The organism is Dapis purpurea BLCC-M126 (genome assembly GCF_050015975.1).
Lineage (GTDB): Bacteria > Cyanobacteriota > Cyanobacteriia > Cyanobacteriales > Microcoleaceae > Trichodesmium.
In genome coordinates this window covers 1-15,746 of the sequence record NZ_JBNHER010000307.1, presented here as the reverse complement: position 1 = coordinate 15,746, position 15,746 = coordinate 1, and the positions used below count along the sequence as shown (strand labels likewise).

Annotated in this window: 15 protein-coding genes and 1 other RNA gene; 14 read left to right on the top strand and 2 right to left on the bottom strand. The window is 34.8% G+C overall.

Annotated features, from left to right (window positions below):
• Positions 1–260: 260 nt before the first annotated feature.
• Entirely contained in the window at positions 261–1,472 is a 1,212-nt protein-coding gene (gene alr, locus ACP6PL_RS28015) for an alanine racemase (protein ID WP_426548621.1), read from the bottom strand.
• A gap of 232 nt (positions 1,473–1,704) precedes the next feature.
• Between alr and ACP6PL_RS28010 the strand changes: the two genes are divergently transcribed.
• The 10 genes from ACP6PL_RS28010 to ACP6PL_RS27965 all read left to right on the top strand — a co-directional run bounded on the left by ACP6PL_RS28010 (position 1,705) and on the right by ACP6PL_RS27965 (position 13,475).
• Positions 1,705–2,202: an HNH endonuclease gene (locus tag ACP6PL_RS28010; protein WP_426548620.1), complete on the top strand. Its 498-nt coding sequence runs from the start codon at positions 1,705–1,707 to the stop codon at positions 2,200–2,202.
• A 647-nt stretch (positions 2,203–2,849) separates the two neighbouring features.
• Positions 2,850–3,350, top strand: coding sequence for a phosphohistidine phosphatase SixA (gene sixA, locus ACP6PL_RS28005; protein ID WP_426548619.1), 501 nt, complete (start codon positions 2,850–2,852; stop codon positions 3,348–3,350).
• A gap of 97 nt (positions 3,351–3,447) precedes the next feature.
• Positions 3,448–4,590: a citrate synthase gene (locus ACP6PL_RS28000; protein WP_426548618.1), complete on the top strand. Its 1,143-nt coding sequence runs from the start codon at positions 3,448–3,450 to the stop codon at positions 4,588–4,590.
• A gap of 542 nt (positions 4,591–5,132) precedes the next feature.
• A complete protein-coding gene (nuoH, locus tag ACP6PL_RS27995; protein ID WP_426548617.1) occupies positions 5,133–6,251 on the top strand; it encodes an NADH-quinone oxidoreductase subunit NuoH in 1,119 nt (372 codons plus the stop codon).
• A gap of 397 nt (positions 6,252–6,648) precedes the next feature.
• Entirely contained in the window at positions 6,649–7,263 is a 615-nt protein-coding gene (gene ndhI / locus ACP6PL_RS27990; RefSeq protein WP_426548616.1) for an NAD(P)H-quinone oxidoreductase subunit I, read from the top strand.
• Positions 7,264–7,370: 107 nt separating this feature from the next.
• Positions 7,371–7,994, top strand: a complete 624-nt coding sequence (locus ACP6PL_RS27985; protein ID WP_426548615.1) for an NADH-quinone oxidoreductase subunit J — start codon at positions 7,371–7,373, stop codon at positions 7,992–7,994.
• A 366-nt stretch (positions 7,995–8,360) separates the two neighbouring features.
• Positions 8,361–8,666, top strand: a complete 306-nt coding sequence (gene nuoK / locus ACP6PL_RS27980; RefSeq protein ID WP_293101206.1) for an NADH-quinone oxidoreductase subunit NuoK — start codon at positions 8,361–8,363, stop codon at positions 8,664–8,666.
• 229 nt (positions 8,667–8,895) lie between these two features.
• Positions 8,896–9,096: a hypothetical protein gene (locus ACP6PL_RS27975; protein WP_426548614.1), complete on the top strand. Its 201-nt coding sequence runs from the start codon at positions 8,896–8,898 to the stop codon at positions 9,094–9,096.
• 664 nt (positions 9,097–9,760) lie between these two features.
• Positions 9,761–11,032 carry a RuBisCO small subunit-like domain-containing protein gene (locus ACP6PL_RS27970; protein ID WP_426548613.1) on the top strand — a complete coding sequence of 424 codons (1,272 nt, stop codon included), beginning with the start codon at positions 9,761–9,763 and terminating at the stop codon, positions 11,030–11,032.
• Between the two features lie 346 nt (positions 11,033–11,378).
• Positions 11,379–13,475: a P-loop ATPase, Sll1717 family gene (locus ACP6PL_RS27965; protein WP_426548612.1), complete on the top strand. Its 2,097-nt coding sequence runs from the start codon at positions 11,379–11,381 to the stop codon at positions 13,473–13,475.
• A gap of 190 nt (positions 13,476–13,665) precedes the next feature.
• Here the strand turns inward: ACP6PL_RS27965 and ACP6PL_RS27960 are convergent, their stop codons facing one another.
• Entirely contained in the window at positions 13,666–14,235 is a 570-nt protein-coding gene (locus ACP6PL_RS27960; protein ID WP_426548611.1) for a 2'-5' RNA ligase family protein, read from the bottom strand.
• Positions 14,236–14,259: 24 nt separating this feature from the next.
• Here ACP6PL_RS27960 and ACP6PL_RS27955 point away from each other — a divergent pair, with 24 nt between their 5' ends.
• The 4 genes from ACP6PL_RS27955 to ACP6PL_RS27940 all read left to right on the top strand — a co-directional run bounded on the left by ACP6PL_RS27955 (position 14,260) and on the right by ACP6PL_RS27940 (position 15,560).
• Complete coding sequence (locus ACP6PL_RS27955) at positions 14,260–14,526, top strand: YciI family protein (protein ID WP_426548610.1); 267 nt, start codon at positions 14,260–14,262, stop codon at positions 14,524–14,526.
• 23 nt (positions 14,527–14,549) lie between these two features.
• Positions 14,550–14,646: signal recognition particle sRNA small type (gene ffs / locus ACP6PL_RS27950), an RNA gene on the top strand.
• A 29-nt stretch (positions 14,647–14,675) separates the two neighbouring features.
• Positions 14,676–15,047: a phasin family protein gene (locus tag ACP6PL_RS27945; RefSeq protein WP_426548609.1), complete on the top strand. Its 372-nt coding sequence runs from the start codon at positions 14,676–14,678 to the stop codon at positions 15,045–15,047.
• 78 nt (positions 15,048–15,125) lie between these two features.
• Positions 15,126–15,560, top strand: a complete 435-nt coding sequence (locus ACP6PL_RS27940) for a hypothetical protein (RefSeq protein WP_426548608.1) — start codon at positions 15,126–15,128, stop codon at positions 15,558–15,560.
• Positions 15,561–15,746 lie beyond the last annotated feature (186 nt).

Genomic DNA, 15,746 nt, shown 5'->3' with positions numbered 1-15,746 from the left:
TTTTAACCAGAGGTAATTATCAATTATCCATTATCAATTATCAATTAATGAACCATCTCCCCATCCCCCTATCAATATACCAGTAACAAACATTAACCTATTTTATATTAGGCTAGTAGTAGGGCTTTAGCCCGCTAAATATCTATCTGGGCTAAAGCCCTACTACAAACTAATACTTTTTAATTTTCCCTCAATTTCTCAATTGCTTTTCCCTACTTCTCTAAGAAATAGCTGATGGTTGAATCCTTAAGCTAATATTTCTAAACTGCTACACGAGGTAACCTATTTTTAAAACCACAAAGAATTTCCCAAGAAATAGTTCCTAAAGTATTAGCCCAGTCTTCAGCAGAAATTTCATGTTTACCAACTTCTCCCAATAAAGTTACCACTTCACCTGTTTCTAGATCGGGAATAGCACTCACATCCAACATCAACTGATCCATTGTAATAGCTCCCACTTGTGGAATTAGTTGATCGCGCACAATGACTTTCATCTTATTGGAAAGGTTACGAGGTACACCGTCAGCATAACCAATACCCACCACTGCTAAACGCATCTGCTTTGGAGCAATAAACTGATAACCATAACTAACACCAGTACCTGCTTCAATAGTTTTGACTTGTGTCACCCTAGCTTTGACTTGCATCACTGGTTTTAAGTCAATTTTCTCCTGTAAATGAGGTGCTGGATATAAACCATAAATAGCTAAACCCACCCGCACCATATCGTAGTGCAAAGCAGAGTCAGTTAAAGTTGCTGCCGAGTTAGCTAAATGAAGTCGTATATCACCAGAAAAACTCTTTCCTCTAATACCGCACAAACCTATTGCTTTCTCAAACCTTTCATGTTGTTGTCTCATCACTGTCTGATCTGAGTCATCTGCTGTAGCGAAATGAGAATAAATACTAGCAATTTTTAAATTTGGTAACCCCTGCACAAATTGTACAAATTCCACTGCTTGTTGCCAAGGTGTTCCTAAACGAGACATTCCCGTATCCAACTTCAGATTTACTGGCATTGCTTCAGTGTAGTAGGAAAGAGTTTCTGAGAAAACTAAAGCTTGTTGAGGCGTACAAATAGTTGGTTGTAGTTGCCAGTGAGCGATCGCCTGAATTTGTTCGGGTTGATCAGTTGCACCTAAAATTAAAATTGGCGCTTCAATGCCAGCTAGCCTTAATTCTATTCCCTCTGGCACTGTTGCTACTGCCAACCAATCTGCACCAGCTTCTAAAATAGTTTGAGATACCTTACACGCTCCATGTCCATAAGCATCTGCCTTTACTACTCCCATTAATTGAGTTTTAGCTGATAAAAGGCTCTTAATTTGTTGGACATTATAAGTCAATGCTCGATCGTTAATTTCTACCCATGCTCTTTGACAAATACCTCCATAAGCATCACTTTCTACTGCTCCCTGATTTAAACTTTCTGTTGCCAGAGTTTTAAAAGAAGCATTTTCCCAGCTCAACATTTTCACTCACTCCTCAATCAGTTAAATTTTTTATTTATTAAAACAATCTACTGCCAAAATTTATTAAATCAGCTTGTATATAGGAAAATCAAAAAGATTATTTTTAAAAAAATAAAAAAATATATTTTTAGACTTATAAATTTAGTGGAAAACTGCTTAACTCTAAACTTTTGTCCCCAGACATATTAATTGTGCTAATATCTGAGAAAATATTCTCTTTTCGGAAATATCAATGGCCAATGTTTTAGTGTTGAACGCTTCTTATGAACCGCTCAATATCACGAGTTGGCGACGAGCGATCGTCTTGTTGCTCAAAGGTAAAGCGGAGCAAATTGAACATAACGGAATATACGTTCTCCCAGATATTCCCTTACCTACAGTCATCCGACTGCGTTACTATGTCCGAGTTCCTTACAAAGATATTCCTTTAACGCGCCGAAATATTATGCACCGAGATGGTAATTCCTGTCAATACTGTGGTTATGTGGGTGATGACTTGACTTTAGATCATGTAGTACCGCGATCGCGTGGTGGTGTTGATACCTGGGAAAACCTTGTGACTGCTTGTGTTCGTTGCAATGTACGAAAAGGAAGTCGGACCCCTAGAGAGGCTAATATGACTTTGGGTTCTCCGCCTCGAAAACCCTACAGTGGTCTTTACTTTGAATTGACTAAACACGTTAAAAGTGGAAAGAATAAAGAATGGCGAAAATATGTTATTGGTCTGTGAAACCCCTGCCCGTCTGAGCGCAGGGTTTTTTTGTATCAAAAATAGCAATTTGCATTTGAGTTGTTAGTTAACAGTTTTCAGTTATCTTCCTAGATCTGAACTTTGTTTTTCATGCCGCGGAGCGAAACAGTACCTCTTACTTAAGTAGAAGGATTGAAATCCGAAATTTCCTTTTTTATGTCCTTGTAGAGCGACAACTCGTGGCGCAGCCAAGGGGAAGCCATTGACATGATTTCTTGGTCATCATTCAATTAATATTTTGATCAATGTGTTGCTCATTGCTATTTATTTACCATGTAATATTAGGTTAGATTAATTAACCACAATATAAAAAAATGGCATAGGAGTCGAGATTCATATTTCAGATAAATTAAGCTAAAAGCATACGGATTTCAAACCTGGGTAATTTTATCAGTTTTTACAATTAATAATTAAAGAATTAAGGTTTCAAGCCTATCTTTTTGAGTTAAGGATAATTTTTTTCTCTTTAAGAATTAGCTATTATTTTAAGAATAGCTAATTCTTAATTGCTGAACATTTAGCTACATGAGAGGAAAAGTTTGAACAAATCCAATTTTTTATTGAGTAAAAGTTGACTTTTATCTAATAGAATGATATGCAGAATAAATATAACCAGAATAGTGATTATGAGTACAAATGTTTATTTTATTCGTCACGGTATAGCTGCTGATAGAGAAAATTATGGCACAGATGCAGAACGTCCCTTAACAGAAATAGGCGATCGCAAAACTAACAAAATTGCTCAAAAACTCAAACAACTAGGACTTCATTTTAACCTAATTCTCACAAGTCCCTTAGTTAGAGCAAATCAAACTGCTAAAATTCTTCAAGCTAATAAATTAAGTTCTCAAATAGAAGAATTTTCACATCTAGCCCCTGGTGGAGATATTAATCTCTGGCTGCAATGGCTAAAAACATGGCAACCTCAAGAGAATATGGAATTAGCCCTGGTAGGCCATCAACCAGACTTAGCAAACTGGGCAGAAATTCTCGTTTGGGGAGAAGCTAGGCAAGTATTAATACTCAAAAAAGCTGGTGTAATAGGTGTTTCCTTACCTGAAGTTGGTTCACCAGTAGGCAAGAGTCAAATGTTTTGGCTAACAGCGCCAAAATTTTTACTGGATTAGCCAGAATTGTTAATAGATTATTGTCAAAACAACAACACAACTAAACTAATTGATAATGTAGCTTGAGTATATTCATATCTAAGTAAAGGGGATTGTCATGTCCGTCGTCTGCATCGAATTTAAGCCTGGTTTAGAAGGTGTTCCCGCTACCCAATCAAGTATCAGCTACGTCGATGGACAACAAGGGATACTGGAATACCGAGGCACTAATATTGAGGAATTAGCAAAAAAGAGTTCTTTTCTAGAAACAGCATATTTATTAATTTGGGGCAATCTTCCCAACAAAGAAGAATTAGATAGCTTTGAAGAGGATATTCGCTATCACAGAAGAATTAAATATCGAATTCGGGACATGATGAAATGTTTCCCAGAAACTGGACATCCTATGGATGCTCTACAGGCTTCAGCAGCAGCTCTAGGTTTATTTTATTCTCGTCGTGCTCTTGATAACCCAGAATATATTAGATCTGCGGTAGTAAGGTTATTGGCTAAAATCCCAACAATGGTAGCTGCTTTCCAGTTAATGCGTAAAGGTAATGATGCTGTACAGCCAAGAGATGATTTGGACTATGCAGGCAACTTTTTGTATATGCTCAATGAAAGGGAACCCGATCCATTAGCAGCAAAAGTATTTGATGTTTGTCTGACTCTTCATGCTGAACATACTATTAATGCTTCTACATTCTCAGCAATGGTAACTGCTTCTACGTTGACTGACCCCTACGCGGTTATAGCTTCAGCAGTGGGGACTCTTGCTGGTCCACTACATGGAGGAGCAAATGAAGATGTTATTACTATGTTGTCTGAAATTGGTTCGGTCGAAAATGTTAGACCATATCTAGAAAAATGTTGGGAGACTAAGGCCAAAATTATGGGTTTTGGTCACCGAGTCTATAAAGTGAAAGACCCAAGAGCAATTATCCTTCAGGAATTAGCAGTAGAGTTATTTGAAAAATTTGGCTACGACAAATATTATGAGATAGCTTTAGAAATGGAAAAGGTTGTAGAGGAAAAACTAGGGCACAAAGGAATTTACCCAAATGTGGACTTTTATTCTGGTCTTGTTTATCGGAAATTAGGTATTCCTAGCGATCTATTTACACCTGTATTTGCCATTGCTCGTGTAGCTGGTTGGTTAGCTCACTGGAAAGAACAATTAGCAGCTAATCGGATTTTCCGTCCTACACAAATTTATACTGGAGATCATAATATTTCTTATACTCCTTGTGAAAAACGTTAACCTGATTCTACTATCTTGGGTAAAGTTATACTTTCTCTATCATGTCTAATATAGTTAAGCAAATTTCCAATTATTAGTAGTAGGGATAGGTTTATTCTCTCTCAAAACTATGAAATAGGAAATTCTATTGTTATGTTAATAGAGCTATTGTTATTCAGATTGAAGTTCAAAGTAACATAATGTCGCTATGAATGTTACTAACCTGTTACTATAGCTCTAGAATCAATAAACTGAGCAATTATACTTAATAGTTGATTGTTTGGCATAATCCAGAACGATTTAGATTAATTTGTCATCTTAATTACACCCTTAATTAAGTGCAAACATCACTAAGCTTTTAAAGTAAAGACCTTGTGAGAAATTTGCTAATCTCAAGCGTTTATGAGAATAACATTAGTGTCTTACCTGCGTAAAAAACCTAACCCTCGGGGCTAGCTTTTTCAGCATTATTCTTATGGCATTTACTTCCTATAGAGGAGAATTACACTAATAATCCGTTTCACTCTAAATTAACTTTATCTAAATAAATAGACAGATTGTAAATGAATTCAGGAATCGATCTACAAAGAACATTTATTCAAGCCCTCGTAGATTTGGGCTTATCCTCAGAAATAGCCAGAACTCTCTGGCTTCCATTCCCTATGTTATTAATGATAGTTGGTGCTACTGTCGGCGTTCTAGTAGCAGTGTGGCTAGAGCGAAAAATCTCTGCAGCAGCCCAACAAAGAATCGGCCCTGAATTTATTGGCCCTTTAGGCACTCTTGCACCCCTCGCTGATGGTCTGAAGCTAGTTTTCAAAGAGGACGTTGTTCCGTCCAAAGCAGATCCCTTACTATTCACATTGGGACCTGTAATTGTATCTATACCTGTATTTCTTTCCTACTTAGTTGTACCCTTTGGACAAAATTTAGTAATTACAGACCTTGGGGTAGCAATATTTTTGTGGATTGCTCTTTCCAGTATTCAGCCTATTGGACTACTAATGTCTGGCTATGCCTCTAATAATAAATATTCTCTACTTGGAGGTCTAAGGGCAGCAGCACAATCTATTAGTTATGAAATTCCTTTGGCCTTGGCTGTGTTGGCAGTAGTCATGATGTCTAACAGTCTCAGCACAATTGATATAGTTGAACAACAATCAAGTTATGGCATCTTCGGATGGAATATCTGGAGACAACCATTGGGCTTCATAATTTTCTGGATAGCAGTATTGGCGGAATGTGAACGTCTTCCTTTTGACCTTCCAGAAGCAGAAGAAGAATTGGTGGCTGGATACCAAACCGAATATACTGGTATGAAATTTGCTCTGTATTACTTAGCCTCCTATGTCAATTTAGTTTTATCTTCCCTACTTGTAGCGGTTTTATATCTAGGTGGTTGGGAGTCTCCACTTCCAGTAGAACTTCTCTCTAACTGGTTTGGGGTTAGTGAAACAACTCCTTGGTTACAAATAACCAATGCTACCTTGGGTATTACTATGACCTTGCTCAAAGCTTATCTACTTGTATTTGTAGCAGTTTTGTTACGTTGGACATTACCAAGGGTGAGAATTGACCAATTATTAGACTTAGGTTGGAAGTTCTTGTTGCCAGTGGCTTTGGTTAACTTGCTATTAACTGCTGCGTTAAAGTTAGCTTTCCCATTTGCTTTTGGCGGATAAATCAATAGCTAATTTGAGATTTTTTGATTACACTGTATCTAAAATCTCAAATATACTTTGGCTAACTATATCTGAAGTCAGAAGTCAGAAGTTAGAAGTTAGATTGGCGATTACTAAAAACTTTGGTAAAACAATAGTTTCAAGAAATTATTTGACATTTAAAGTTTGAAACTATTTGTGACATCATTAAAGTGAATTGGTATAACTATACTTCTGAGCAAAGTTGCTAACATCCTCTGTGATGCAGTTAATAAATTGACAAAATACTTAGCTAAAAAGTAAGGCATAGTTATTGTAAAGGATTTAAAATTCAGTGGGATGTTAGCAAACAAACCTGGTTGAAGCACGAAAAAAACCTTATATTGTCACTCTAAGTTTTATAACAAAGCAAAAACCCATGTTCAAATTCCTTAACCAAGTAACTGATTACGCGAAAGAAACTCTTCAAGCAGCAAAATATATTGGTCAAGGTCTATCTGTTACTTTTGACCACATGCGCCGTCGCCCTGTTACTGTACAATACCCCTACGAAAAATTGATTCCTTCTGAAAGATTTAGAGGTAGAATTCACTTTGAATTTGATAAGTGTATCGCCTGTGAAGTTTGTGTAAGGGTTTGTCCGATTAATTTACCTGTAGTCGATTGGGAATTTAATAAAGAAACTAAAAAGAAAAAGCTCAACCATTACAGTATTGATTTTGGAGTTTGTATATTCTGTGGAAACTGTGTAGAATATTGCCCTACTAACTGTCTATCTATGACAGAAGAATATGAGCTAGCTGCTTATGACCGCCATGAGTTGAATTACGATAATGTTGCTTTGGGTAGATTACCATACAAGGTGACAAATGACCCAATGGTTACTCCTATGCGAGAGCTAGCTTACTTGCCTAAAGGAGTTATTGACCCTCATAAAGTTCCTCATACTTCCCGTCGTGCTGGTCTTCGTCCAGAAGAAATTCTGGAACAGATAGAGGCAGAAAAGCCAGTAGCAGAAACAACAGATCAATAGTTATTAGTTATGTTAGATGGTTAATTTGATTTTTAGCCATCACTAACTAATAACTACTAGCTAACAAAATATAATTCAAAATTCATACATTTCTAAAGGAATAAAAAGTGGATTTAGCACAAGGGGTTCAATTCGTTTCATTTGTTATATTAGCTGTAATGATGATTACGGCTGCTTTGGGAGTAGTATTATTTTCTAATATTGTCTACTCAGCTTTTCTTTTGGGTGGAGTATTTCTGAGCATTTCTGGTTTATACCTTTTATTAAATGCTGACTTTGTCGCTACTGCCCAAGTTTTGATTTATGTTGGGGCTGTTAATGTTCTTATTTTATTTGCAATTATGCTTGTAAATAAACGAGAAGATTTTAAAGCTTTGCCTGGTGCTTGGTTTAGAAAGGCAGCTACAGGTTTAGTTTGTGTTGGCTTGTTTGCTTTGCTGAGTACGATGGTATTGTCTACTTCGTGGTCAATTCCTATTACTGGAAATGTTGCTAGTGAAAGTTCAATTGTATTAATTGGCAAGCACTTTTTTAGTGATTTTTTACTCCCTTTTGAGCTTGCTTCTGTGTTTTTGTTAATGGCAATGGTGGGTGCTATTATTTTGGCTCGTCGAGATATTTTGCCTGATGAAGTACCGACTGATATTCCTCAAACACCTGTTTTAAGTTTGCCAGAACGTCCTCGTGAATTAGTTTCAAGTTCTAGCGAAAGTTCTACTCAAAAAGGTTAAAATAAGTACTTTTGCAAAATTAATTTAACATTTCTAAGTAGGGAAGACTTAACTGGAAACAAAAAATATACTTGTATGCTTGAGCAGTAGAGCTAAAAATAATTTAGCCTACTTATTTTACTTGAGTATGAAATATATAATTAATTTTGTTTGACTACTTAACTAGGTATCAGCTTTTAGCATTCACCTAGCCTTCTAGGTATGAATTGCGTTAACAGCTTTTTAAGCTTGGGTTAAAATCCCCGGCTTATATAAGCAGGATGGTTTAGGGGCGGTTAAAATCCTTTTCTAATAAACATAAAAAAAATGATCCTGCTGATCGCTTCTTTAATTCAGTAAATTAAAAGGTTTAATAAGTTTATGCAATTGCAACTGGAGTATTTTCTGTTATTGGCCGCAGCACTTTTTTGTATAGGAATTTATGGTTTAGTTACCAGTCGTAATGCAGTTAGGGTGCTGATGTCTATTGAGTTACTTCTCAATGCTGTAAATTTAAATTTGATGGGTTTTTCTAATTTCCTAGATGCTCAAAATATTAAAGGTCAAGTTTTTACTGTCTTTGTAATTACGGTTGCTGCTGCTGAAGCTGCTGTGGGTTTAGCTATAGTTTTAGCAATTTATCGTAACCGCGACACGGTAGATATGGAAGAATTTAACTTATTAAAGTGGTAATCTTAGTACCGGGGAATGTTTTGTTTGAGTATTTTTTAACATCTCCCGGTTCCTATTTATAGAAATATTTATTGTCTGAAGAAATTTTTTTTACATACTATGTAAAGAAATATATTTTTATTTACTGAAAAATATTAAGCTTCATTACTAAACTGCAACATATAGAGAATCTCCATGCTATCCTTCCTTATCAGAAACAAGCTCAAATAATTTAGGGGAGGAGAGAACTTTGAATTCAGAAATTAAAAAATATCCATCTTGTTCTTTACATCAAGATGTTAGTGAATATGTGGCTGATTTACAATTTCACATGACTTTACATGCTCGTAATTTAGTTCCTTCTCTGAATCAGGCAAAAGATGGTCGCGAGGAAATGTTGCAGGAAACTCAAGCTCATTTTGAAAAGCTGATTTCTAGACAGACTATTTAATTATTTTTGTATTTATTGTATTCAAAAACCCAGTTTCAAGTAATTAAATAAAATTGGGTTTTTTAGTTTCTTTGAAAATTTGAACGATTCCACATTCTATAGAACCCATTTGGTGTCTTTTACATTAGCTTTCCTTGATATAACTTGACCGATATAGTTTCTGCTAGACTCCGCAAATCCGTTTCATTTATGTAGCAAAGTGGAACGAAGTTCTATCAAGCTCAAAATAAATCTTTAGTTGAATAAAAAATCATGTATGTAGACGAGCTGTCCCATTGAAACTTTATAATATCACAAAAATTGTGAGGAAGCTCCTGAAAATCCTGTGACGCGCCGAATTTTCAGGAGCTTGAGAAAATGAAAATGTTGGTGATTTCCACTGAGGAGATATAGATGGAAAAGGTTTGATGAGGGAAAAACAACTATTTATGGGAAGCTCCAAAATCCGATTTTAGATAAAAACCCCAAATCTACGGAAAATTTAAAATTATTCTCAAAGCTTAAAGGAAGGAAATTCAATTCCAAAGAGTAATCTTAAACTTCAACAAATATTAACTTGATAAATATTGCAAGAAAAATGATATGGTGACCAAGAAATAAGGTTTGAAACCTACAGTTTCAAGCAGAGGTACTGATAACTAATAACTAATAACTGATAACCAAGATGCCATATTATATATCACCAAGATTCATAGATAAACTAGCAGTTCATATTACCAAAAATTTCTTAGACTTACCCAGAGTAAGAGTACCTTTAATATTAGGAATACACGGACGAAAAGGAGAAGGAAAAACTTTTCAATGCCAATTAGTATTTGAAAAAATGGGAATTGAACCTGTCACAATATCCGGCGGAGAATTAGAAAGTAAAGATGCAGGAGATCCAGCACGTTTATTACGTTTACGTTATCGAGAAGCATCAGAAAAAATTAAAGTTCAAGGTCGAATGTGCGCCTTATTTATTAATGACTTAGATGCAGGTGCAGGTAGATTTGATGCAGGTACTCAATATACAGTAAATACTCAATTAGTAAATGCTACTTTGATGAATATTGCTGATAATCCTACTAATGTACAATTACCTGGTAGTTATGATGAAACTCCCCTACATCGAATCCCAATTATTGTCACCGGAAATGATTTTTCTACTCTTTATGCACCTTTAATTAGAGATGGTCGAATGGTGAAATTTTATTGGGAACCAAACAGAGAAGAGAGAATTGGTGTAGTGGGTAGTATTTTTAAAACAGATGAACTTTCTGCCAGAGATATTGAGAATTTAGTAGATGAATTTTCTGACCAAGCTATAGATTTTTTCAGTGCTTTACGCAGTCGGATATATGATGAACAGATTCGTGACTTTATTCATCAAGTAGGTATAGAAAAAATTTCTAGGCAGGTAGTAAATTCTACAGAAAAAATTCCAGATTTTGCCAAACCTAATTTTAATCTATCTCGTCTGAGAGAATATGGAAAAATCATGGTTGGAGAACAACAACGTATCCGAGAATTGCGGTTGGTTGAAGAATATAATCAATCTCGATTGTTTGGTGTTTCTCAAACAGATCAACCGGAAAAATTTACACCAAATTCTAATTATTCATTTCCAGAAGCAACTACACCGAATCAGTTAACAGAAAATAGGATTAATCATAGTTTTGAAAATAGCAATCTCAGTTCCGAAGTGAGGGAACAGATAAAAAAAATTCTCCAAGATGGTTTAAAAATTGGGATGGAATATGCAGATAAACGTAGATATAAAACTGGTTCATGGAAAAGTTGCGGAAAAGTAGAGAATCAGAGAGAAAAAGAAGTGGTTGATGCTGTAGAAAATTGTTTGGCCGAACATCAAAATGATTATGTTCGTTTGATTGGAATTGATTCTAATCTAAAGCGGAGAGTAGTAGAGAAAATTATTCACAGACCAAAGATATAATGAAGCGATTGATCTAAAAAATACCTTATATTTGAGGAATGTTTTTAAATTATTTTTTATATAATATATTTTTAACATAAAATCTGGATAATTGCTAAATCCAAGTCATTGCGACTGGAACGGAGTGGAAGGAAGCAATCTCAGGTGTTGAGTAGATTGCTTCCTATAGTCGCAATGGCGACAACTATTCAAATGAATTCTATATAAGGAGGGATTTCCTCTTGATTCCTGATAATCAACGTTAAATTATCAAAGCTATATTTTATTTGATTTATGGAAGATTACCAAGCAGCTTTTCTAGAACGCTATTATGATACAGAAATATTAGATAAATCAGGGAGAAAAATTGGAGCTATGCACATTTAGTGAAGTAAAAATACTTAACGCCACAGGTAGAGTATTTGTTGTTCCTGCTGGATATCTTAGTCTTGATTATGTGTCTAAAGTTGACGATCTTCATGCTACAACTGTTATAGATGGAGATCAAAATCTTTGGTCTATTTTTAAGCAGGAAATTCAAGAACAATTAAAACCAGATATTCTCTTAATTGACTCCAGAACTGGGATTAATCAATGGGGTGCTTTATCATTAATTCAAGCTGCTGATGAAGCAATTATTTTTCTTTTCCCTAACGAACAAAATAAACAAGGAATAGAGCTACTACTAGAATCTCTTCAAAGTCTGAAAAATTTATCCATTAATTTTGTTTTTTCTCCTGTACCTGATGTGACAAATACTGGTTTAGATAAAGTTAAAAAAATTTGGAATTTGTTGCTCGAAAGGATAAAAAATAGAGACGATGAAAGCTCTGATACCGATGAAGACGATTCAAATATAGATAACAATCAACCAGAAAATGATGAACCATTAGTAGTGCCTTACCTTGAACCAATTGCCTTTGCTGATAGCTATCCCATACTAGAAATGCAAGATTATTATCGTAAAATTGCTAATCTAACTGATGAAAAAAATGATGAAATTAAACGCAGTAGTATTTTAAATACCACTGAACGATGGCAAATTATTGAAAGTCTAGAATTTCCTGAAGTAAATGCGGCCGATCCTAAACATAATTTAGGATTATTATTTCAGCGGACTGCTGATTTTGAAAAATTTTTAGATGATACAACCTGCCTAATTCGAGGGAAAAAAGGAACAGGTAAAACTGCCTTATATTGGTTATTTTTAAAACATCAAGAACTAGCTCGAAAATTAGCTCGTGGAAGGTTAGATAATACCTTATTTTTGTCAGGACATGGTAGATTAAAAAAAAATTCCCCCGGCAGTGATGAATTTCAAATTATTCATCAAACTTTGCAACAAAATAATGGAACATGGGAAGCTTTTTGGAGAGCTTATTTACTATTTAGATGTTATCAGGAAGAATTACTGAAATTTCCAGAAAATAAGCAAGAAAAAAAGTTTAGTGAGTTGAAAAAAATAATTAATAATTTACCAAAAGATATATGGCAATCTGAATCAACTGAAGCTTTATTAGAATTATCTACTAACTCAACACTAAGGCTGATAGTCAAAGACGTAGTAAATATTATTCTTCATAAAGAAGCGAAAGATAACTCTAAAAAATGGTGGTTTCTTTACGATGATTTAGATGAACATTTTTCGGAAGCAGGAGAATTAAGACAACAAGCATTAACTGGATTATTTCAATTAGTTCAGTCTTGTAATACAAGTAGGCTAACGGAAATTAGATTTAAAATTTTCTTGAGAGAAGATATTTGGAATCGTTTAAATTTTGATAATAAAAGTCATTTTAGTGGAAAGGATATTAGTTTACAGTGGACTCAAATCGATCTTTTACGTTTAGCGTTTCGTCAAGCAACACAATCTCAAGATTTCAAAAATTTAGTTGACCGACTTTCTTCTGTTGCTATTGAAAGTATTGACCAAGCAAATGAAGAAGAGCTTGATCAAGCATTAGAATTACTTTGGGGAAGCCGTATGCGAGCCGGAAAAAGAGGGAAAAAAGTATCTCAATGGGTTTATGAAAGATTAACAGACTCAAGTGGTACAACTTTTCCTCGAAGTTTAAGTCTATTACTAGAAGCAGCAAAAGAACAAGAATTAACTTACAGAGGAAAATCATCAACTAAAATTAGTGCAGAGCGTTTACTGCAAGGAAAATCTCTAGAATTTGGGTTAAAAGAAGCATCAAGAAAGCGATGTGAAGAAATTAAAGAAGAGTATCCTAATCTAAAGAATTTCTTTTATTATCTTAAGGACAAATCGGCTTTTTTAAAAAAACAAGAATTACAACAAATATGGGAGAATTCAGCAGTAAACGTTGTTGGAAATTTTGAAGAGTTTGTTTCTTTTCTGGACGAAATAGGTATTATTGAATTTCGGGAGAAAGAAAAACGCTATAAATTTATGGATATATATGCTCATGGTTTTGAAATGATTCGTCTAGGTATGATGTAGAAATTTCTGTTAGGAATAGAAGAGTTAAAAATATAGAAGATGTAATTTAAAGCTTATTAGAATTAATAAACGTAGCTTGACTAATATAGTAATCGTAAATTATTTGTGAAAAAAAACTGTAGAGGTTTGGTCTCCAAACCCAATTTCCACTTTAAACAGGCAAGATGCCTGTGCTACGAAATTATTAAAATTACTCCGCATTTATGCAACCCTGAAAAGGAAACTCATTATAAATATCCCACCGCTTACCACTATGAATTAATAAAGTTAACTGAGAAGCTGTAAATTCAAAATGAAGCGATCGCTCCCGAAACTCTAACCAAGCTGCTCTAAAATTCTGTTTAGTTAAGTCTCGAAAAGCTACAGTAACATGAGGAGAAAAAGGGCGAATTTTAGATGGGGGATGTACAATTCCTAAAGTGGTTTCTGTAAATCCAATTAAATCTTTTTGTATTTTTAAAAGTTCTGGAGTTTTGACAACATTAACATAGATAACACGGGGTGGAAAAGCAGCAAATCCAGACAAAGTAATTGGAAAAGCAGAACAATTTTGAGCAAAAGTCTCTAAAGACTCCTGCAAAACAGTTAAATTTTCAGTAGGCCACTTAAAAGGAGACTGTAAAGTAATATGAGGCACAGACTTTAAAGCATGACTGCTATTATATTCTCTAGCAAAATATTCCTTAATTTCCGTAACTTGGTTTTGAATATTTTCCGGTGGCACAAGAGCCACAAATAATAAACGTTTTGATTGACCCATAAAATTCAAAATTCAAAAAATAAAATGCCTTGGTTTGCCAAAATAGAGAAAGGTATAGTCGAAAAATCTATATTTGACCGGTATGTACCAGACCATATAGCTTATGTCCAAGAATTAATTGCTAAAGGACACAAAGCCAAAAGTGGGTACTGGGGAAAACTCGGAGGAGGAATGTTACTATTTGAGGCTTCATCTATGACAGAAGCTGAAAAAATAGTAGCCGAAGACCCCCTAATCAAAAATAATTGTGTCACTTATGAAATTTATCAGTGGTGCATAGTTGCAGAATAAAAATTTGTGTTATAGTAATAAGTGATTCGGACCAGCGCGACTACAACGCCTAAACCTTGTCAGGACCGGAAGGTAGCAGCAACACGGGATGCTTGTGGTAGGCGTTGACTCCGGGTCACCCAATTTAAAGGAGCCAGGATATATTTTTTATGGATAATTTCGGAGGAATTATTCAAAGAGCTGTTTATCTAGGAGTTGGATTAGCCTCTTTTGCAGGGGAGAAAGCTAACCAGAAATTGACAGAACTAAGGACAGAAGCTCAAAAACTGGCAGATGAAATGGTTAAGCGTGGTGAAATGACCACAGAAGAAGCTCGTAGATTCGTAGAGGATATGATGACTAAGGCTATGCAGGAAGCACCTGTAGATTCATCTCCAGAAACAAGAGCTAATGAACCACGTCGTATAGAGATTCTTTCTGAGGATGATAATTCCTCAAATTCAAATTCTACAGAAGTAGATCAAATGCGCCAAGAAGTACATAAGTTACAAGAAGAATTACGTCGGCTACAGAAGGACTAAATCTATACCCAAAAATTATGGCAAGATTTAAGGAAAAACACTACTCTAAGTTTTAAAGGAAAGCTATAACATATCATAATGGAAGATTGGTCAAAAAACTTCTTTGAAGTAATTGAAACTGCCGTATTGGAGGTAGAAAATTTTTTCAACGAAATGGCAGAAGAAATTTCAGAAGTTTTTGATGAGTGGGAAAAGTTCTCTGACGAAATTACTGAAGAAATACAAAGTAATATTATTGCAGAAATAGATGAGTATCTAAATGATTTAATTGAGCCAATAATTGAAGTTTACTTAGACTTTGATGTTGATACTGAGATACGGGAAGAAGATATAGACTACTATTTTGTTGATCATGTAGAACCTACAGTAGAAAAACATCCAGCGTGTAGAGGATGTACTCATTATCATGGTCAAGTGTATGGAGGAAATATATTAGTTTGTGGAATGCACCCTTATGGTGTAGAAGATGAAAGTTGCCCAGACTGGGAATCAGATAGTAGTAGCTTTAACTAAACTAAAAATGTAAGAGAGCTTTATCAAGATACAGATATCCTTATTTATCATAAATACTTAAAGTTATCAGACTTAAAAATTAACTATTCATCTGATTATAATTTTGAACTAACTTTTCTTTGATAACGCTCTTACTCCCTTCCCGCCAGAAGATTACCTATAATGTAATAATAAAAACTACATAAT

Bases quoted from the DNA above. Each gene is read 5' to 3' on its own strand.
- alr (WP_426548621.1), bottom strand. From the start codon at position 1,472: ATGTTGAGCTGGGAAAATGCTTCTTTTAAAACTCTGGCAACAGAAAGT.
- ACP6PL_RS28010 (WP_426548620.1), top strand. From the start codon at position 1,705: ATGGCCAATGTTTTAGTGTTGAACGCTTCTTATGAACCGCTCAATATC.
- sixA (WP_426548619.1), top strand. From the start codon at position 2,850: ATGAGTACAAATGTTTATTTTATTCGTCACGGTATAGCTGCTGATAGA.
- ACP6PL_RS28000 (WP_426548618.1), top strand. From the start codon at position 3,448: ATGTCCGTCGTCTGCATCGAATTTAAGCCTGGTTTAGAAGGTGTTCCC.
- nuoH (WP_426548617.1), top strand. From the start codon at position 5,133: ATGAATTCAGGAATCGATCTACAAAGAACATTTATTCAAGCCCTCGTA.
- ndhI (WP_426548616.1), top strand. From the start codon at position 6,649: ATGTTCAAATTCCTTAACCAAGTAACTGATTACGCGAAAGAAACTCTT.
- ACP6PL_RS27970 (WP_426548613.1), top strand. From the start codon at position 9,761: ATGCCATATTATATATCACCAAGATTCATAGATAAACTAGCAGTTCAT.
- ACP6PL_RS27960 (WP_426548611.1), bottom strand. From the start codon at position 14,235: ATGGGTCAATCAAAACGTTTATTATTTGTGGCTCTTGTGCCACCGGAA.
- ACP6PL_RS27955 (WP_426548610.1), top strand. From the start codon at position 14,260: ATGCCTTGGTTTGCCAAAATAGAGAAAGGTATAGTCGAAAAATCTATA.
- ACP6PL_RS27945 (WP_426548609.1), top strand. From the start codon at position 14,676: ATGGATAATTTCGGAGGAATTATTCAAAGAGCTGTTTATCTAGGAGTT.
- ACP6PL_RS27940 (WP_426548608.1), top strand. From the start codon at position 15,126: ATGGAAGATTGGTCAAAAAACTTCTTTGAAGTAATTGAAACTGCCGTA.